The sequence below is a fragment of the Rhodoferax sp. OV413 genome, assembly GCF_900104385.1.
Lineage (GTDB): Bacteria > Pseudomonadota > Gammaproteobacteria > Burkholderiales > Burkholderiaceae_C > Rhodoferax_B.
The window spans coordinates 34144-52251 of record NZ_FNJA01000008.1 but is presented as its reverse complement, the minus strand read 5'-3'; the positions used below and the strand labels follow the sequence as shown (position 1 = coordinate 52251).

The following is an 18108-nucleotide window of genomic DNA, read 5'->3' as shown; positions in this document are numbered from 1 at the left end:
CTCCATCATTTAACTGGGTTGCCTGTTTTTGCCAGCCAATCCAGCGTCAAGTTCTCGACAGCGACTTGTGCCAGCCTGTTGGAAAAAGTATGGTCAGCGTTCGTCAAATCGTGTCTCTCCAACTGTTTATGTTGAAAAGCCCGGGACCAGGCAGCATCCACGCCAGCGTACTCTAGAAATTCTTTGGCCGTGTAATCATTACCACTGAGCAGCAGAAGGATGCGACCATCAAAATTCATCCATCCATTTGCCATACGTTGCTGAAATGGCAGATTACCGGAACCTCTTGAAGGCGAGGTCGTCCTGGATAGACGAATATTATTGGCTAAACCTTTCAAGGCGCTCCACGCCACCTGACCACTTAGCAGCTTGGTCCAGAATGTACGCTGCATCAGGCGTTGAATGTAGTAGTGCTTGACCTGCGTGCGTGCCAAGCTGGTCTCGGAGCGTACCCATGGATTTAGCAAACATAGCCCGGTCACACGGGTATCTTGCGTGTCTTGCAGATACAGCAGTGCGGCGGATGCCGCATCGCATAGGCCCCAGATGACCGTGCTGCGAATCTGCGGCGAGTGTTCGTGCAATGTGTTGATTGCAGCTGCAATATCCGGGCTGGCATTGAGAAAGTCTTTGGCGGTACCGCTGCTGTCACCCATGCCACGGTAGTCGAAGCGCAGTACCGCGTAGCCGGCGGTGGCCAATCTGCGTGCCAATAATACAAACTGCCGATGGCTTCCAGCGCGGTATTGGGGCCCGCCCACCGCAATCACCACGGCCACTTGCGCTGGTTCCGTGGGTAAGCTAAGAATTCCAACTTGGGTCTCTTGAGCGCAAGAGAACAACACAGCTTGTTCGGTTGCGCTCATGGGGTAGCCGCAGCAGAAGTCGGTTGATCCAATGCAGCGAGTGTTGCGACCAGCAAGTTCGGAGCCTCTTCTATTTCACTGGTTTGCCAAAACGGGGGGCCTTCGACCACTTGGCTCCGCACGCTGACCCCGGCGCTTTGCCAGGTCTGCAGCTGTTTGGTAGAGGCGGGCGACAGAGAAGCATTTGCTTGGGTTGATACATCCAGCCACTCCAGTCGACCAGCAGAAACCGGGGGCGTCAACGTGGCGAGCTCCATGCCAGATGCCAACTCTGCGGAAAGCAGATAACCCGCAATTTCAACGGGCGCGCCTGCCGCCAACTGCTGCCGTAAGCCATCCATGACCGCTTTTGCATTGCCGCTGGCCAGATCGCCGGCTGCCTTCAGGCGTAAAAACTGTTGCAGCAGTGGCTTGCCGGCCGGAGTGGGAGACCAAAAAAGAAAATGACATGTCTCGTTCAGATGCTGGGCGGCCTGTACAGTCAGCAGGCAACCTGCCCGTAGTCCCCACAGCCACAAGGGCGCGTCACACTTGCTGCGCAACCATTGGCAGGCAAAGACTACATCGTCGACCCAGTCCTGCCAGCTTGCATCGCCGAAGTCTCCAGAGCTATCGCCGCAACCCAATAAGTCCAGTTGCAGAACCGTATACCCGGCATTCGCCATTGCCCGTGCTTGCAAGGCCGCCATACGACGGGACTTGTTCATTTCTTCGGCAAATGGATGCACGTAGACGATCAACCCGCGCGTAACGGCACTTTGTGATGGGTGGAACATGGCAAACCTCTGGCCAGACCCTAGAGGCAGGAAGAACGCTTGCATGTGGCGTGGCAAGTTTCAGGCGTTAAGTTTGTCGGTGACAAAATCGGCCAACGAACCAACCGTCGCGAACGTCGACCCATCCATATCGTCGTCGTCCACTGTCAGGCCAAAATGCTCTTCCAGGCTGGTGATCAGCGATACAACGGCCATGGAATCCAGCTCGGGAATGGCGCCGAGCAAATGGGTTTCGCGGGTAAAAGCTGCGCCGCGGCCATTCAAGCTCAGCACCTCGTCCAACACCCGAATGACCTCCTGTGTCACATCCATGGAAAACCTCTGTTTTATTTGCTAAAAGTAGGCCGCATTCTAGGCGGCGCATACACAGTGGGAGCCCGAATCCCTGTGCGATACTTTTGAGAATCCCTGATTTCTACGGCGCCAGCTCTATCTCTATGCGTGAATCCACTCTTTTGCATGAACTTATTGCCGAGTCAGCCCAGCGGGCGCCGCTAGACCGGGCGCTCACCCACGGCGCCGCATCGATGGGATATGGCGAACTGCACCAGGCCGTCACCGGTTTTGCTGCAGGCTTGATGGGCTTGGGTCTGGCGCGTGGCGAGCGGGTGGCGATTTACCTGGAGAAGCGCTTCGAAACCGTGGTGGCCAGCTTTGGCGCGCCAGCCGCAGGGGCAGTCTTTGTACCGCTCAATCCCTTGCTCAAGCCCGAGCAGGTCGCCTTCATCTTGCGCGATTGCAATGTGAGGGTTCTGGTGACTTCGCCGGACCGTCTCGCGCTGCTGGCCGGTGTGCTCGGCGATTGCCCCGATCTGCGGCATGTGGTGGTGACCGACCCGGCACCGCAGCCTGGCCCCGGCCTGCCGCAAACCCTGTGGCGTGATTTGCTGGCTGCGCCGCCCCGTGCCGGGCACCGGGTGATCGATACCGACATGGCCGCCATCTTGTACACCTCAGGCAGCACCGGCAAGCCCAAGGGCGTGGTGCTGTCGCACCGTAATATGGTGGCCGGTGCAAAAAGTGTAGCAAGCTACCTAGAGAATACCAGTGCTGACACCTTGTTGGCTGCATTACCTTTGTCTTTCGACGCGGGTTTCAGCCAGCTGACCACGGCGTTCTTCGTCGGCGCGCGGGTCGTGCTGCTGAACTACCTGATGCCGCGCGATGTGCTCAAAGCCATGGAGCGCGAAGGCGTGACCGGCCTGACCGCTGTGCCGCCTCTGTACATCCAGCTGACCCAGCTCGAATGGCCAGCCGCGATCGGCGACAAGCTGCGTTACTTTGCCAACACCGGTGGGCGCATGCCGCGCGAAACCCTGGACTTGTTGCTCCAGCGCGTGCCCAAGAGCCAGCCGTTTCTGATGTACGGCCTGACCGAAGCCTTCCGCTCTACCTATCTGCCGCCGGCCGAGGTGGACCGCCGTCCCGATTCCATCGGCAAAGCCATTCCAAACGCCGAGATCCTGGTGCTGCGCGAAGACGGCAGTCCCTGCGCCCCGGACGAACCCGGCGAACTGGTGCACCGCGGCGCCTTGGTCGGCCTGGGCTACTGGAACGATGCCGAAAAAACCGCCGAGCGCTACAAGCTGCTGGCCGCAGACGCACCCGGCCGCCAGGCCGGCCTGCAGCTGCCCGAGTACGCCGTGTTTTCCGGCGATACCGTGCGCATGGACGCCGAAGGCTTTCTGTACTTCATCGGCCGGCGTGACGAGATGATCAAGTCTTCCGGCTACCGCGTCAGCCCTACCGAGGTGGAAGAAGTGCTGTACGCCACCAAACGGGTCGGCGAGTGCGTGGCCTTTGGCGTGGAGCACCCGGCCTGGGGCCAGGCGATCCAGGTGATCGCCACCGCGCCAGAAGATGCGCCACTCGACACCGCAGCCTTGTTGGCCGATTGCCGCAGCCGCATGCCCGCCTACATGGTGCCTGCCCATGTGGAAGTGGTGGCCGGGCCCTTGCCACGCAATCCGAATGGCAAGATCGACCGCAAATGGCTATCCACCGACTGGGCCGAGCGCAACGCTAACTGAGCACCTTTTTATATGACCGCCATCGACCGCCCCATCCCCGTCCACGCGCCTCTGTCCCAGTTTCCTGTCCGTGACGGCGAGCTGGTGGTGGGCGGCATGCCCTTGTCGCAACTGGCTGCGCGGGTGGGCCAAACCCCGTTCTACGCGTATGACCGGACCCAGCTGCGCAACCGGGTGGCCGAGCTGCGCAGCGCCTTGCCGGCCAGCGTCAAGCTGCACTATGCGATGAAGGCCAACCCCATGCCGGCGGTGGTCGGGCTGATGGCCGGGCTGGTCGACGGCATCGATGTCGCCTCGGCCGGCGAGCTCAAGGTGGCGCTGGATGCCGGCGCCGACCCGCAAGAGGTCAGCTTCGCCGGCCCGGGCAAGCGCGAGGCCGAGCTGCGCCAGGCCGTGGCCTCGGGCGTGCTGATCAACCTCGAATCCATGCGCGAAGTACATCTGCTGGAGAAGATTTCTGCCGCGCTGGGCGTGCCCGCCCGGGTCGCGGTGCGCGTGAACCCCGATTTCGAGCTCAAGGGCTCGGGCATGAAGATGGGCGGTGGCCCCAAGCAGTTTGGCGTGGACGTGGAGCAGATGCCCGAGCTGCTGGCCGCCATCGGTGCCGCAGGCCTGGCGTTCGAAGGCTTTCACCTGTTCGCCGGTTCGCAAAACCTGCGCCCCGAATCGATTTGCGAAGCCCAACAAAAGTCCTACGCGCTGGCCGTGCGCCTGGCCGACAGCGCGCCGCAGCCAGTGCGCTTTTTGAACCTGGGCGGCGGTTTTGGCATTCCTTACTTCCCTGGGGAGCAGCGCATCGATCTGCGGCCGATTGGCGACAACCTGGCCGCATTGGCCGAGCGCGCCAAGACTGAGCTTCCCCAAGCGGCGTTCGTCATCGAACTCGGCCGCTATCTGGTGGGCGAGGCCGGCGTGTATGTGGCCAGTGTGCTGGACCGCAAGGTCTCGCGCGGCCAGGTGTTTCTGGTCACCGACGGCGGTTTGCACCACCATCTCTCGGCCTCGGGCAACTTCGGCCAGGTGATCCGCAAAAACTATCCGGTGGCCATCGGTAACCGCATGGGCGCGCTGGATACCGAGCCAGCCTCCGTGGTCGGCCCGCTCTGCACGCCGCTGGATCTGCTGGGCGACCGCATGGTCTTGCCCCGAGCCGACGAGGGCGATCTGGTGGTGGTGTTCCAGTCGGGCGCCTATGGTGCGAGTGCCAGCCCGCAAGGTTTTCTAGGCCACCCGGCCTGCGTGGAAGTGCTGGTCTAGGCACGCCCCGGGGTGGACCCGCGCAGGACTGTCTCGGCGCTGCTGGCGCTCATCTGTTTCGGCGCCGGTCTGGGCTTGGCAGCCGCCCATCCGGCGGCGCCCATGCTGGCGCTGCTGGGGTTTTATGCGGCCAGCGTCACCATGGCCTGGCGGCCTGGCCTCTGGCTGTTTGCGGTTCCCGCCGGCCTGCCGTTTCTGAACTTCGCGCCCTGGACCGGCTGGCTGGTCTTTGATGAGTTCGACCTGCTGCTGCTGGCCGTGCTGGCCGCCGGCTATTTCCGATTGGCGAGGCAACCGACGGTGGAACCGTTCCGTTGGCGCCGCAAGCTCTCTTTTTCCACCGTGGCTGTCGTTGTGCTGGCCAGCGCGGGCTTGCTGGCCATGCTGCGCGGGGTACAGGACGCGGGTGGCTGGCGCTGGGGCTGGTTCCAGGGCTATGCGGACCCGCTGAACAGCTGGCGCATCTTCAAAAGCCTGCTCTGGGCCAGTTTGTGCATGCCCTTGCTGCAGCACGACTTGCACCGCTCGTCCGCGCAGACCTGTAAGCGCCTGGCCGTCGGCATGTTGGCGGGCCTGGTCTGCGTAACCCTGGTGGTGCTGTGGGAGCGCGGGGCGTTTCCCGGCTGGTTCAACTTCACCGCCAAATACCGCACCACCGCCTTGTTCTGGGAGATGCATGTGGGCGGCGCGGCGATTGACGCCTACCTGGCCTTGTCTACGCCCTTTGTGGTCTGGGCCTTGCGCACCGCCCGGCGGCCCTGGCAGTGGGCCTGGGGGGCGGTGCTGGCCCTGCTGGTGGCCTATGCGGGCCTGACCACGTTTTCGCGCGGCGTTTACTTATCGATGCTGGCGCCGCTGTTCTTGTTGGGCCTGCTGCTGTGGGCGCAGAAGGCCGGCCTGGACCCCCGGCTGCTGGTGCGGGCACTGTGGCAGCGCCGGCGGCCGGTGGGTTGGCGCTCCAAGGCGGCGTGGGCGCTCAGCCTGGCGCTGGTGGCCGAGGTGGTGGGTGTATTGAACGGCGGCAGTTTCATGGTCGACCGCTTGGCCGACACCGAGCGCGACTTCGGCAGCCGGGTCGAGCATTGGCAGCGCGGCCTGGACCTGCTGCAAGACCCGGGTGACCTGCTGCTGGGCAAGGGCCTGGGCCGCCTGCCTGCCAACTACGCACGCAGCTCGCCGTTGGGCGAATGGTCGGGCCATGTGGCATGGCAGCCGGCCGGGCTCCAGTCACCGGCCCATCTGCAGCTGTTTGGTGCCGATACCGACAGCGAGCTGGACGGCCTGTACGCCATCACCCAGCGCGTGCAGCTGCTACCCGGTCAGCGCTACCAGGCGGCGCTGCAGGTGCGGGTGCAGCGTCCGGTCGATGTGTACCTGCAGCTGTGTGAACGGCATCTGCTGTACCCGGCGCGCTGCCAGGACGGCTATGTGCAGCTGGTGCCGTCAACCAAAGTCTGGCAGCAGCTCAGCGTGCCTTTGCGCGGCCGCAACTTCACGGGCGGGCCCTGGTACGCGCCGCGCTTCGGCGTGTTGGCGGTCTCCATCTGGGGGGCCGGAGAGCATGTGGATTTCCAGTCGATACAGCTGCGGACTTCGGGCGGCAAGGAACTGCTGGCCAACACCGACTTTGCTGACGGCCCGGCCCGCTGGTTCCCGGTGGCGCGCTCGTACTACCTGCCGTGGCATATCGACAACCTGTACCTGGAGCTGTTGATCGAGCGCGGTCTGCTGGGCCTGCTGCTGACGCTGGCGGTGCTGGGCGCAGCGCTCTGGAGCCTGGTGTTCGGCCGGGCCCGGCAGCAGCCGCTGGCCCCCTACCTGGCGGCATCGCTGAGCGGGGTGGCGCTGGTGGGCCTGGTCAGCAGCGTGCTGGACGTACCGCGGGTGGCTTTTCTGCTGTTTTTCTTCGCATTTTTCGCGCTGCGCCTGGGGCGGCAGCCGGCGACCACATCCGCGTAAAACCGCTTTGCTATATTAGTAATAGCTGCTGGCGCAGGTGGGATATGCGGTATGTGCTTATTTCTTTTGGTTTTACCTTGGAGCGCAGAGGGTGGCTGTGCCCGGCGCAGGGTGGGGGGCTCGGCTGTAGGAAAATAGCGCCAATTTTCACCATCCCAACCTCCATCTGACATGAGTGCTTTCAACGAAGAAACCGTGCTGAGCGTGCACCACTGGACCGACCGCCTGTTCTCCTTCACGACCACCCGCGATCCATCGCTGCGTTTCAGTAACGGCCACTTCACCATGATTGGCTTGCGGAAGGAAGACGGCAAACCCCTGCTGCGCGCCTACAGCATCGCCAGCGCCAACTACGAAGAACACCTCGAATTCCTGAGCATCAAGGTGCCGGACGGCCCCCTGACCTCGCGCCTGCAGAACATCAAGGTTGGCGACACCATCATCGTGGGCAAGAAGCCCACCGGCACCCTGGTGACCGACTACCTGTTGCCCGGCAAGCACCTGTACCTGCTGTCCACCGGCACCGGCCTGGCGCCGTTCCTGAGCATCGTGCGCGACCCCGAAACCTATGAACGTTTCGACCAGGTCATCGTGGTCCACGGCGTGCGCCAGGTCGAAGAGCTGGCCTACCACGACATGCTGACCGAGCATTTGCCAGCCCACGAATTCCTGGGCGAGATGGTCACCAGCAAGCTGCGCTACTACCCTACGGTGACCCGCGAGTCCTACCGCAACATGGGCCGGATCACCGAGCTGCTGCACAACGGCAAGCTGTTCACCGACCTGGATCTGCCCGAGTTCGACCCCGCCATTGACCGCGTGATGCTGTGCGGCAGCCCCGGCATGCTGGTCGACCTGAAGCACATGCTGGAAGCGCGTGGCTTCCACGAAGGCAATACCTCGACGCCCGGCCACTTCGTGGTTGAGCGCGCATTCGCAGAGAAGTAGGCACACCCCCAGGCTACACGCTTCGCGGTTTCGCCAACCCCCTTGCAGGGGGCAATTCCTGCGGCCTGGCAAAGCCAGTTCCGCGGAATCTCTGGAAGGCGCACCGTAGTTTTGGGTTGATACTTTTTAGGCTGCTAGCGCTTATTTCATCTGCGGAGGCAGCTATTAAATGCATAGCGGTTAATTGTTGGCGAGTCCAGGCAAAATACGTCCATGACCACGCCACGCGTCCGCATCCAGACCCAGGACTTTGACCCCAGCACCGAACTGGTCGCCTTGCGCCAGGGCGACCGGCGGGTGGGCGCGGTGTGCAGCTTTCTGGGCACGGTGCGCGACTGGCACCCGGACGCCAGCGCCGAGGTGCTGAGCATGGAGCTGGAGCACTACCCGGGCATGACCGAAAAGGCGATTGAGGCCATGGTCGACGCGGCGCTGGCCCGTTTCAACATCTATGCCGTGCAGGTCATCCACCGTGTCGGCCTGCTGCAGCCGCTGGACCAGATCGTCTGGGTGGCCGTGAGTTCAGCGCACCGCGGCGAGGCTTTCCAGGCCTGCGAATTCCTGATGGACTACCTGAAGACCCAGGCGCCGTTCTGGAAGAAAGAGCAAACGCCGGAAGGTGCGCGCTGGGTCGACGCGCGGGTCAGCGACGACGCCGCGCTGCAGCGCTGGGGCATTAAGGCCTCCAACGCTTGACGGCTCAGACCGGCGGCAGGTTCTGGTCCAGTGTGACCAGCCGGTCCACCAGGGCCGTTGAGGCCACCGTCATCGGCGCCCGTAGCTCTGCCTGCATCAGCCCGTAGTGCGCCAGCCAGCCCTTGATAGGGCCTGGGTTCGGCTCGGCAAATTGGCCGGCGATCCAGGGCAGCAGCGGCTGCCACAGCGTCCGGGCCTGCGGCAGATCACCTTCGGCAATCGCCTGCATCACTTTTACAAACCGTTGCGTATGGCCATGGGCGCTGGCGGATATTGCACCCGCGCCGCCCTGGGCCAGGGTGTTGAAGAACTGCGCATCTTCGCCGGTCAGCACCTGTAGCGCGCCGCTGGCGACCAGGGCGGCGGTCTTGGCCGCATCGCCACCGCAGTCCTTGATGGCGCGGATGCGCGGGTGCCGGGCCAGCTGTAGCAGGGTGGCCAGCTCCAGCGTGGCGCCGGTACGGTAGGGAATGTCGTAGATGATCAGCGGCACCTGGGATGCGTCGGCTAGGTCGGTGAACCAGCTTAGCAGCCCGGCTTGTGAGGGCCGGATGTAGCAGGGCGCGGTGACCAGCAGGCCGGCGACCGGCTGGGCACTGGTGGCGTGCACCGCAGCCAGCATCTTGGGCAGGTGGTAGCCCGACAAGCCCATCACCACCGGCAGGCCCTGGGCGGCTGCCAGCACCGTGTCCAGCACGGCTTGTTGCTCGGCTTCATCCAGCGACGCGGCCTCGCCGGTGGAGCCGCAGGCGACGAAGCCGGCAATGCCGGTGCCGCGCAGCTGCTGCACCAGCCGGGCCAGGGCCGGGTGGTCTACCGCACCGTCGGCAAAAGGGGTGACCAGGGAAATCCACAGGCCAGAAAAATCATTCAGAGAACGCACGCTTGTTTCCTTTGACAAAGACCGATGGAGAACCATCTTCAAAGGAGCGCGGACCGGACGGGGAGGAGGGGAGAGTGTCGGTTCCATCGCTCATCTGAGGACGGAACCGCAGCTCCGGTCAGATGAGCTGGGGTTTTTTGGATGCACCGGCGGCCACGCTGCTACCACGCAGGGCGAGGCACTGCGAGGTCATGGGCGTGGAGCTGGAATGCATGGACCGATTGTACGCACGCACGGACTTGGCCGGCGTGCCTAGTTCAGGTACTTGGGCCGGTCCTCGGCGGCGGCGCTGCCGGTAGACCGGGTCAACGCTTCCTGCACTTCGCTGGCCTGGGTCCAGGCGGACTGGGCCAGGGCCTGCTCCAGGAGCTGTACCAGGCCGTGCACCAGCGGCGGCGCCAGCTCGACCTGGAAGCCGCGCGGCGATTTCTGCTCGGGCAACTGCTCGTTGAAGGCGATCTTCAGGGGGCCGCTGGCCACCGGCGTGATCCGCACCTCGGTGACCAGCAGCGGGGCCGTGCCCAGGGGCAGGGTGACCGGGTCGGCCGCATCCTGGTCCTGGTAGGGGGTAGAAAAATCGGCGCTCTTGAGCACGGCTTCGCGTTGGAAGTCGGCCAGCATTTTCTTGCTGGCTTCGTCGTGCAGATGGGCGGTAAAGCTGTCTTGCCGGGCGATGTGCTCGACCACGGCCTTGTTCAGCGTAGGCCACAGCGCCAGGGTCAGGCGGCGGGTCAGCCACAGGCGCATTTCACTGCCTTCGCTGGTGTTGATGCGCACCAGAATGCGGTCTTGCTCCTCGATGTAGCGCGCCGATAGCTGGTGGATGTTCATGCCGCGAATTTTAGGCCTTGGCAAGGCTTCAGGTGTATCGCCGGTTTGCTATTGTTTTGGTAGCTGCTGGCGCAGGTGTTGATTGCGCCAGAGCCCGATTTTTTATAAATTTGTTAGTTGATCTGGCGCAAAGTCTGTACCGCCCGCAGCCTTGAAAATGCGGCCAGCCTCCCCATCTGGCACAGCATTGGAGATTCTTATGCGACAAGACAAACTCACTACCAAGTTCCAGGAAGCCCTGGGCGATGCACAAACCCTGGCGCTGGGCGCCGACCACGGTTATATCGAACCGGCCCACGTGCTGGCCGCCATGCTGCGCCAGGACGACGGCCCGCAGGCGCTGCTGCAGCGCGCGGGCGTCAACGTGCCCAGCCTGTTGGCGATGGCCGAGGCCGCGCTCAAAAAACTGCCCACGGTGCACGGCCAGGACCAGGTGCAGCCCAGCCGCGACTTCGTCAGCCTGCTGCAGGGCGCCGAAAAAGAGGCCATCAAGCGCGGGGACCAGTTCGTGTCCAGCGAGCTGTTCCTGCTGGCGCTGACCGACAGCAAGTCCGACTTTGCCCAGCAGGTGCGCGCCAACGGCCTGACCCGCAAATCGCTGGAAGCCGCGGTCGACGCGGTGCGCGGCGGCCAGAGCGTGGACAACGCCGATGCCGAAGGCCAGCGTGAAGCGCTGAAGAAATACTGCATGGACCTGACCGAGCGCGCCCGCCTGGGCAAGCTGGACCCGGTGATCGGCCGCGACGACGAGATCCGCCGTGCCATCCAGGTGCTGCAGCGCCGCACCAAGAACAACCCGGTGCTGATCGGCGAGCCCGGTGTCGGCAAGACCGCCATCGTCGAAGGCTTGGCCCAGCGCATCGTGGCGGGCGAGGTGCCGGAGTCGCTCAAAGGCAAGCGCGTACTCTCGCTGGACATGGCGGCTTTATTGGCTGGGGCCAAGTTCCGCGGCGAGTTCGAAGAACGCCTGAAGACCGTGCTGAAAGAGCTGGCCAAGGACGAAGGCCAGACCATCGTCTTCATCGACGAGCTGCACACCATGGTCGGCGCCGGCAAGGCCGAGGGCGCGATGGACGCCGGCAATATGCTCAAGCCGGCGCTGGCCCGTGGCGAGCTGCACTGCGTGGGTGCCACCACCTTGGACGAGTACCGCAAGTACATCGAAAAGGATGCGGCGCTGGAACGGCGCTTCCAGAAAATTCTGGTGGGAGAACCGACCGTGGAGGCCACCATCGCCATCCTGCGCGGCCTGCAAGAGAAATACGAAGTCCACCATGGCGTGGACATCACCGACCCGGCCATCGTGGCCGCGGCCGAACTCAGCCACCGCTACATTACCGACCGCTTCCTGCCCGACAAGGCTATCGATCTGATCGACGAGGCCGCGGCCAAGATCAAGATCGAGATGGACTCGAAACCTGAGGTGATGGACAAGCTGGACCGCCGGCTCATCCAGCTGCAGATCGAGCGCGAAGCCGTGCGCCGCGAGAAGGATGAGTCCTCGATCAAGCGCTTCAGCCTGATTGAGGAAGAGATCGTCAAGCTGCAAAAAGAGATCGCCGACTACGACGAAATCTGGCAGTCCGAGAAAGCCCAGGCCCAGGGCAGCGCCCATGTGCGCGAAGCCATCGACAAGCTGAAGTTCCAGATCGAGGAACACACCCGCAAGGGCGATTTCAACAAGGTGGCCGAGCTGCAATACGGCAAGCTACCGGATCTGGAAAAGCAGCTGAAGGAAGCGCAGGACAAGGAATCCAGCAAGGGCACGGCCAGCGCGCCGCGCCTGCTGCGCACCCAGGTGGGCGCCGAGGAAATCGCCGAAGTTGTGGCGCGTGCCACCGGTATTCCGGTGTCCAAGCTGATGCAGGGCGAGCGCGACAAGCTGCTGCAGATGGAGACCAAGCTGCATGACCGCGTGGTCGGCCAGGACGAGGCGATCACGGCCGTGGCGAACGCCATCCGCCGATCCCGTGCGGGTTTGAGCGACCCGAACCGGCCTACCGGCTCCTTCCTGTTCCTCGGCCCCACGGGTGTGGGCAAGACCGAGCTGTGCAAGGCGCTGGCCGGCTTCATGTTCGACTCCGAAGACCACCTGGTGCGCATCGACATGAGTGAGTTCATGGAGAAGCATTCTGTGGCCCGCCTGATCGGCGCGCCGCCCGGCTACGTGGGCTACGAGGAGGGCGGCTACCTGACCGAAGCCGTGCGTCGCAAGCCGTATAGCGTGCTGCTGCTGGACGAGGTGGAAAAGGCCCACCCGGACGTGTTCAACATCCTGCTGCAGGTGCTGGACGACGGCCGCCTGACCGATGGCCAGGGCCGTACCGTGGACTTCAAGAACACGGTGATCGTGATGACCAGCAATATCGGCTCGCCCATCATCCAGACCATGGCGGGCCGGGATTACGAGGACATCAAGGACGCGGTGCAGGACGAGCTGAAGAACTACTTCCGCCCCGAATTCCTGAACCGCATCGACGAAACCGTGGTGTTCCATGCGCTGGACGCGAAGAACATCGAGGCGATTGCTGCGATCCAGATCAAGGTGCTGCAGGCCCGGCTGGCGAAGATGGACCTGGAACTGCAGGTATCGCCCGCAGCCCTGGCCGAGCTGGCCAAGGTCGGCTTCGACCCGGTGTTCGGCGCCCGGCCTTTGAAGCGCGCGATCCAGCAGCGCATCGAGAATCCGCTGTCCAAGCTGCTGCTGGAAGGCCGGTTCGCACCCAAGTCGGTGATTCCGGTGGATGTGGACCCGATCCAGGCGCCGGGGCAGTTCAGCTTCGGGAACTGATGGGCGCTCAGGGTGTCTGAAAAGCGGCTGGGTTACACCAGCCGCTTTTTGGCTGCCGGCAGGTTCCCGAATTTTGGGTGGCAGTCCTTGAATTCCATCGCCCGCTTCTCCATATGAAGTTGGTTAGCTTACGGAGGACTTATTGGCTGATCTTTTATCCAACCTGAGCCGTTTGGTGGTGCGGGTGTTGCTGGTGGCGATGGGCCTGGTGTTTTTTGCCAGCCTGTTGTGTGTCGTGCTGGTCTTGGCCGCGCTCTGGGGCGTGCGCGCCGCCTGGGCCAAGCTGACCGGCCAGCCCGTCAGCCCCTGGGTGATGCGGGTGAACCCGGGCGCGGGCTGGAACCGGGCCTACCAGGCGGCCGACAGCTGGCGCCCCGGTGCGCGTGCTCCGGCGGCTACGCGCGATCTCTCTGACGTGACCGACGTGACGGTAAAAACCAAGCCCTGACGCTTTAGCGCTGCCGTTAACGCTGGCTGGCAGCGGCTTCCTGGTGCGAGGACTTGGTGGCGTACATCGCGCGGTCGGCGGCGGCCAGTAATTGCTCGGCGCTGGAGCCGTCCACGGGGTAGATGGCCAGGCCTATGCTGGTGTCTATCTGCACCACATGGCCGCAGTCCAGGGTGATGGGCGCGGACAATGCCTCGCGGATCTTGCGGGCAATCGCCATCATGCTGGCCGCGCTGTTCACTGCGTCCAAGATCAGCACAAATTCATCCCCACCGACCCGCGCCACGGTGTCCACGCCACGCACGGTGGAGGTCAGGCGCAGCGCGACCGACTGCAGCACGGTGTCGCCCGCGCCGTGGCCGTATTCGTCATTCACCAGCTTGAATCCGTCCAGATCCAGCATCAGCACCGCAAAACCGTGCTGGTTGCGCTTGGCATGGGCCATGGCGACGGCCAGGCGGTCGTCCAGCAGCTTGCGGTTGGCCAGGCCGGTCAGCGCGTCGTGGTTAGCTTGCAGGGCCAGCTGGTATTCGTTCTGCTGCAACTGCTGGTTGGCCTGTTGGAGTGCCTGGGTGCGCTCCAGCACCCGGCCTTCCAGCTGGCGCTCGCTTTCGCGCAGGGTTTCCAGGGCCGCCTGTTCCGTTTCGTGCACGCGGGTCAGGGCCTGGTGGGTGTCGTTGCGGCTGATGCGGATGCGGTCGGCCAGCGACAGCGCCAACACCAGCATCTCCAGCGCCGAACCTATGAGGATGGCATTGACCACCAGTGGGTGCGAGGGCAGCCAGCCCAGGTTGTGCACCGTCTTGACCACGATCGCGACCACCAGCATCAGCCAGGCGCCCAAAAAGTAGGCCGCGCCGGGCTGGCGCCGCAGCAGGCTGTAGATGCCGGTGCCGGCAATGCTGACCGAGAACAGGATGCCAGCCAGGTTCAACAAGCGGGCGCTCAGCTGGTAAGGCAGCACCAGGGTGCCAACCGCGGTGATGGCAAACAGCCAGCCCAGGCCTTGCAGCAGACGGTCCAGCCGGCGTGCCTGTGCGGCGGTGTCCAGAAACAAGCGGGTGAACAGCAGGCCGGCCAGGCCGGCCAGGGAGGCGCTGGCCAAGGTGGTGGCATTGCCCCATTGCGGATGGGTGGGCCAGAGGAATTCGGCGCCAAAGCCGGTCAGCCCCAGCTGGGTCAGGCCCATGCCGGCAGCAAAGCCGATGTAGGCCAGGTATAGGCGTTCGCGGATCGAGATGAACAGCAGCAGGTTGTACAACACCAGGCCGGCCAGCAGGCCAAAGTAAACGCCGAGCACGGTGTAGCTGCCGTGGTCGTCCCGCGCCAGTGCGTCGGGCTGCCACAGACGCAGCGGAATCGACAAAGTGCCTTCAGAACTGACGCGCAGGTACAGAACGCTGCTGCTGTCGGGACGCAGCTGCAGCGGGAACACGTGGTTGCGGTGGCTCAGTGGCCGGTCGGCAAACGGCAGCTGGTCGCCTGCGACCTGGCGCTGGAAGCCACCGCCGTCTTGCGGGGTGAACAGCTCTACCTGGTCGAGCGAGGGAAAAGCCACTTCCAGCAGCCAGGCGCCGGGTGTGCTGGCCTGGGTCTGCAGCGGGATGCGCAGCCAGATGGCCGATTGGGTCAGTCCAAAGTTGCTGGCGTTGCCATGGCTGGCCAGCGGGAGGAAGCGCTGCTGGGTATCGGCTTGCAGGACTTGCTCCAGCGCCAGGCTGCGGCCCGGATCTTCGAGCATCTGCACGCCAGGGCCGAGCAGGTACTGCGGCGCGTTGCCGATGGTGGTGGCTGCCTGGGCTGCTGCGGGCACATGGAACAGGGCTAGCAAGCTGGCCATGGCCACCCAGCCCAGCCAGGTGCGCAACAGGGCTGCGGTTGTGTAACAGCGCATGTGCGTGGCGGTCAGAACGTGGCCGTCTGCATCAGCTGCAGCGTGGCTTGGGGGAGTGGGGCCGGGAATAAGGCCGGAGGTAGGGCCGGGAGTAGGGGGCAAATGGGCATCGCATGTTCATACAGGTTGGATCGGCAAATAATCTGATTTGCTATTGATACTGTAGCTGCTTGCGCATGCTGAGTATGCGCCAGCGGCCTAAATGCTTTGTAAGAATATGCTACACCACGGGTGCCACCTTAGTCCACTTGTGCGCCCGAGTTCTTCACTACTTTTGCGTATTTGCTGCGTTCGCTGGCCATGAAGGCGCCAAAGGCGTCTGGCGTGGTGGGCACGGGCTCGGCCAGCAGGCTGGCAAAGCGGGCATGGGTGTCGGGCGACTGCAGCGCGCTGACAAACGCCTGGTTCAGCCGGGCCAGCGTCTCCTTGGGCGTGCCCGCGGGGGCGACCAGGCCCCACCAGGTGTCGATGGCAAAGCCGCGCAAGGTGTCGGCTACCGGCGGCACATCAGGCAGGAAGCTGCTGCGCTGCAGCGTGGTGACGGCAATCGCCTTCAGCTTGCCAGCGCGGATGTTGGGCGCTGCGGTGGCCAGGTTGTCAAAGTTGAAGTCGACCTGGCCCGACAGCAGGGCCAGCTGGGCCGGGTTGCCGCCGTTGTAGGGGATGTGCACCGCAAAGATGCCAGCCTGGGCTTTGAACATTTCGCCCGCCAGATGACCGGCGCTGCCATTGCCGCCCGAGGCAAAGTTCAGCTTGCCTGGATTGGCCTTGGCGTAGCGCACCAGGTCGGCCAGGGTGTTGATGTTCAGGCGCTTGGCGGTGTCGGCGTTCATGACCAGCACGTTCGGCACGCGCAGGATCTGGGTGATGGGGGCAAAGTCGGTGGCGGCGTTGTACGGCATCTTGCGGTACAGCCAGGGATTGACGGCATGCGTGGCGGTGGCGGCGATGCCAATGGTCAGGCCGTCGGGCGCGGACTTGGCCACCAGGTCGGCGCCGATATTGCCGCCGGCGCCGGGCTTGTTGTCGATGATCACCGGGCCCAGCGTGTCCTTGACCTTTTCGGCCAGGATGCGCGCGGTGGCGTCGATGGGGCCGCCGGCCGCATAGGGCACGACCAGGCGGATCGGGGCGCCGGTCTGGGCGCTGGCGTTCCAGGGCAGCAGGGCTAGGGCGAACAGGGCGGGGAGAAGGGTGGGGAAGAGGTTTCTGCGTTGCATGCGGGCATTGTGGCGCAGGATTACAAAACTTTGCAGACACTTACGTCTGCCTGTTGCAGGGCGGTAGGCGTTGCATAGCTATGGACATAAACACTCCATAACGCCCTACCACTCCGCGTGTATTTACCCACCATTACCTTCCAGGAGCCAGCATGCAAGTCAAGACCCTGATCGCCGCCCTCGCTTTGACCGCCGTGGGCTTTGCCCAGGCCGCCTCGGCCGCCACCCCCGTGGCAGCGCCCCACGCCAAGCACGTCGCGTTGAAGCACGCTGCCGCGCCCACCAAGCACCATGTGGCGAGCAAGAAGGTCGTCAAGCACCACGTCAAGGTGGTGCACCACCCCGTCACGCACGCACACAAGCTTACCCACGCCGCGTAAAGCCTGGCGCATAAAAAAGCCCACCGTGTTGTGCACGGTGGGCTTTTGTGCGTGGGGCTTTAGCCGGCGGCTTTGTCGGCCTCGCTGGTGAAGGCGTCGGCAAAAAAGGCTTCGGGCGGCAGGCCGGCCTTGGCTGTGTAGTCGGCCAGCGCCGAATCGACCACGATGGGGGCGCCGCAGGCATAGACTTCAAAGCCGGACAGATCGGGCAGGTCTTGCAGCACCGCCTGGTGGACGAAGCCGGTGCGGCCGGTCCAGCCGTCTTCGGGCAGGGCGTTGGAGATGACGGGCACGTAGGTCAGGTTCGGCATATTCGCCAACTGGGCCTGCACCCAGTCGTTCAGGTACAGATCGCTGGGACGGCGGCCGCCCCAGTACAGCGTGGTCGGGCGGGTAATGGCCTTGTGCTGCATGTGCTCGAGGATGGCCTTGATCGGCGCAAAGCCGGTGCCGGAGGCCAGCAGCACGATAGGTTTGTCGGAGTCTTCGCGCAGGTAGAAGCTGCCGTACGGGCCTTCGATGCGCTGGATCTCTTTCTCTTTCATGGTGCCGAACACATGGTCGGTGAACTTGCCGCCGGGCATGTGGCGGATGTGCAGCTCCACTGCCGGGCCGGTGTGCGGCGCATTCGCCATGCTGTAGGAGCGGCGGGCGCCGTCGCGCAGGATGAATTCGATGTACTGGCCGGGGTGGTAGCGCAGGGTGTCGTTGGCCGGCAGCTGCAGCTTGATGACCATCACGTCGTCCGAGACCTTCTCCAGAGTGGTCACGCGCGAAGGCATCTTCTTGATCGGGAAAGCGCTTTCGTCGGTGACCTGGCGCGATTCCAGCACCACGTCGGTCAGCGGCATGGCGCAGCAGGTCAGCACCAGGCCGGCGGCTTCTTCCTCGTCGCTCAAGGCCTTGCTCTGGTGCGGGCCGTGGAACACCATGCCTTCGAGCTTTTTGCACTTGCAGGAGCCGCAGGCGCCGTCCTTGCAGCCATAGGGCAGGCCTATGCCCTGGCGGATGCCGGCAGCCAGGATGGATTCGTCGGCCGTGGCGGCAAATACGCGGCCGCTGGGCTGTACCGTGATGCTGAAGGCCTGCGGGGTGGGGGCGGGGTGGGTCATGGGTTGGGTATCCTCGG

16 protein-coding genes are annotated in these 18108 nt (G+C 64.0%); 8 read left to right on the top strand and 8 right to left on the bottom strand.

Going from position 1 to position 18108, the window contains the following annotated elements; genetic code table 11:
- Positions 1–5: 5 nt before the first annotated feature.
- Genes BLT66_RS22515 through BLT66_RS22505 form a run of 3 tightly spaced genes read right to left on the bottom strand, consistent with a single transcriptional unit; the run spans position 6 to position 1954 of the window.
- Entirely contained in the window at positions 6–866 is an 861-nt protein-coding gene (locus BLT66_RS22515; protein WP_092761443.1) for a hydrolase 1, exosortase A system-associated, read from the bottom strand.
- Positions 863–1687 carry a hydrolase 2, exosortase A system-associated gene (locus BLT66_RS22510; RefSeq protein ID WP_092761441.1) on the bottom strand — a complete coding sequence of 275 codons (825 nt, stop codon included), beginning with the start codon at positions 1685–1687 and terminating at the stop codon, positions 863–865. The genes BLT66_RS22515 and BLT66_RS22510 overlap by 4 nt, the downstream gene beginning before the upstream one ends.
- Positions 1688–1702: 15 nt before the next feature.
- Entirely contained in the window at positions 1703–1954 is a 252-nt protein-coding gene (locus BLT66_RS22505) for an acyl carrier protein (protein ID WP_092761439.1), read from the bottom strand.
- Positions 1955–2079: 125 nt separating this feature from the next.
- Here BLT66_RS22505 and BLT66_RS22500 point away from each other — a divergent pair, with 125 nt between their 5' ends.
- The 5 genes from BLT66_RS22500 (at position 2080) to BLT66_RS22480 (ending at position 8532) form a co-directional block, all read left to right on the top strand.
- Positions 2080–3672, top strand: coding sequence for an acyl-CoA ligase (AMP-forming), exosortase A system-associated (locus BLT66_RS22500; protein WP_092761437.1), 1593 nt, complete (start codon positions 2080–2082; stop codon positions 3670–3672).
- Positions 3673–3684: 12 nt separating this feature from the next.
- The gene (locus BLT66_RS22495; protein WP_092761435.1) at positions 3685–4929 is read left to right on the top strand and encodes a pyridoxal-dependent decarboxylase, exosortase A system-associated; all 1245 of its coding nucleotides are present in this window, start codon (positions 3685–3687) and stop codon (positions 4927–4929) included.
- Positions 4930–4941: 12 nt separating this feature from the next.
- Positions 4942–6888, top strand: coding sequence for a hypothetical protein (locus tag BLT66_RS22490; RefSeq protein ID WP_092761433.1), 1947 nt, complete (start codon positions 4942–4944; stop codon positions 6886–6888).
- A gap of 171 nt (positions 6889–7059) precedes the next feature.
- Positions 7060–7836: a ferredoxin--NADP reductase gene (locus BLT66_RS22485; RefSeq protein ID WP_092761431.1), complete on the top strand. Its 777-nt coding sequence runs from the start codon at positions 7060–7062 to the stop codon at positions 7834–7836.
- Positions 7837–8049: 213 nt separating this feature from the next.
- Entirely contained in the window at positions 8050–8532 is a 483-nt protein-coding gene (locus BLT66_RS22480; protein WP_092761429.1) for a molybdenum cofactor biosynthesis protein MoaE, read from the top strand.
- A 4-nt stretch (positions 8533–8536) separates the two neighbouring features.
- Here the strand turns inward: BLT66_RS22480 and dapA are convergent, their stop codons facing one another.
- Positions 8537–9451, bottom strand: coding sequence for a 4-hydroxy-tetrahydrodipicolinate synthase (gene dapA, locus BLT66_RS22475; RefSeq protein ID WP_092761427.1), 915 nt, complete (start codon positions 9449–9451; stop codon positions 8537–8539).
- 216 nt (positions 9452–9667) lie between these two features.
- On the bottom strand, positions 9668–10246 hold the full coding sequence (locus BLT66_RS22470; protein WP_092761425.1) for a hypothetical protein: 579 nt from the start codon (positions 10244–10246) through the stop codon (positions 9668–9670).
- Between the two features lie 199 nt (positions 10247–10445).
- Here BLT66_RS22470 and clpB point away from each other — a divergent pair, with 199 nt between their 5' ends.
- On the top strand, positions 10446–13037 hold the full coding sequence (clpB, locus tag BLT66_RS22465) for an ATP-dependent chaperone ClpB (protein ID WP_092761424.1): 2592 nt from the start codon (positions 10446–10448) through the stop codon (positions 13035–13037).
- A gap of 142 nt (positions 13038–13179) precedes the next feature.
- Positions 13180–13485, top strand: coding sequence for a hypothetical protein (locus BLT66_RS22460; protein WP_143029261.1), 306 nt, complete (start codon positions 13180–13182; stop codon positions 13483–13485).
- A gap of 16 nt (positions 13486–13501) precedes the next feature.
- On the opposite strand, the gene BLT66_RS22455 is transcribed toward BLT66_RS22460, so the two are convergent.
- Both BLT66_RS22455 and BLT66_RS22450 read right to left on the bottom strand, forming a co-directional pair.
- The gene (locus BLT66_RS22455) at positions 13502–15379 is read right to left on the bottom strand and encodes a diguanylate cyclase (RefSeq protein WP_092761420.1); all 1878 of its coding nucleotides are present in this window, start codon (positions 15377–15379) and stop codon (positions 13502–13504) included.
- A gap of 239 nt (positions 15380–15618) precedes the next feature.
- On the bottom strand, positions 15619–16599 hold the full coding sequence (locus BLT66_RS22450) for a tripartite tricarboxylate transporter substrate binding protein (protein WP_092761418.1): 981 nt from the start codon (positions 16597–16599) through the stop codon (positions 15619–15621).
- A gap of 152 nt (positions 16600–16751) precedes the next feature.
- Between BLT66_RS22450 and BLT66_RS22445 the strand changes: the two genes are divergently transcribed.
- Positions 16752–16979 (top strand): hypothetical protein, encoded by a 228-nt coding sequence (locus BLT66_RS22445; RefSeq protein ID WP_092761416.1) that lies wholly within the window; start codon positions 16752–16754, stop codon positions 16977–16979.
- A gap of 59 nt (positions 16980–17038) precedes the next feature.
- Here BLT66_RS22445 and BLT66_RS22440 read toward each other — a convergent pair whose 3' ends face one another.
- Entirely contained in the window at positions 17039–18091 is a 1053-nt protein-coding gene (locus BLT66_RS22440; RefSeq protein WP_092761414.1) for a CDP-6-deoxy-delta-3,4-glucoseen reductase, read from the bottom strand.
- Between the last annotated feature and the right edge of the window lie 17 nt (positions 18092–18108).

What these genes read in the sequence shown, in the direction of transcription:
- BLT66_RS22515 (WP_092761443.1), bottom strand. Translation starts at nt 866, where the DNA reads ATGAGCGCAACCGAACAAGCTGTGTTGTTCTCTTGCGCTCAAGAGACC.
- BLT66_RS22510 (WP_092761441.1), bottom strand. Translation starts at nt 1,687, where the DNA reads ATGCAAGCGTTCTTCCTGCCTCTAGGGTCTGGCCAGAGGTTTGCCATG.
- BLT66_RS22505 (WP_092761439.1), bottom strand. Translation starts at nt 1,954, where the DNA reads ATGGATGTGACACAGGAGGTCATTCGGGTGTTGGACGAGGTGCTGAGC.
- BLT66_RS22500 (WP_092761437.1), top strand. Translation starts at nt 2,080, where the DNA reads ATGCGTGAATCCACTCTTTTGCATGAACTTATTGCCGAGTCAGCCCAG.
- BLT66_RS22495 (WP_092761435.1), top strand. Translation starts at nt 3,685, where the DNA reads ATGACCGCCATCGACCGCCCCATCCCCGTCCACGCGCCTCTGTCCCAG.
- BLT66_RS22485 (WP_092761431.1), top strand. Translation starts at nt 7,060, where the DNA reads ATGAGTGCTTTCAACGAAGAAACCGTGCTGAGCGTGCACCACTGGACC.
- BLT66_RS22480 (WP_092761429.1), top strand. Translation starts at nt 8,050, where the DNA reads ATGACCACGCCACGCGTCCGCATCCAGACCCAGGACTTTGACCCCAGC.
- dapA (WP_092761427.1), bottom strand. Translation starts at nt 9,451, where the DNA reads ATGGTTCTCCATCGGTCTTTGTCAAAGGAAACAAGCGTGCGTTCTCTG.
- BLT66_RS22470 (WP_092761425.1), bottom strand. Translation starts at nt 10,246, where the DNA reads ATGAACATCCACCAGCTATCGGCGCGCTACATCGAGGAGCAAGACCGC.
- clpB (WP_092761424.1), top strand. Translation starts at nt 10,446, where the DNA reads ATGCGACAAGACAAACTCACTACCAAGTTCCAGGAAGCCCTGGGCGAT.
- BLT66_RS22455 (WP_092761420.1), bottom strand. Translation starts at nt 15,379, where the DNA reads ATGCGCTGTTACACAACCGCAGCCCTGTTGCGCACCTGGCTGGGCTGG.
- BLT66_RS22450 (WP_092761418.1), bottom strand. Translation starts at nt 16,599, where the DNA reads ATGCAACGCAGAAACCTCTTCCCCACCCTTCTCCCCGCCCTGTTCGCC.
- BLT66_RS22445 (WP_092761416.1), top strand. Translation starts at nt 16,752, where the DNA reads ATGCAAGTCAAGACCCTGATCGCCGCCCTCGCTTTGACCGCCGTGGGC.
- BLT66_RS22440 (WP_092761414.1), bottom strand. Translation starts at nt 18,091, where the DNA reads ATGACCCACCCCGCCCCCACCCCGCAGGCCTTCAGCATCACGGTACAG.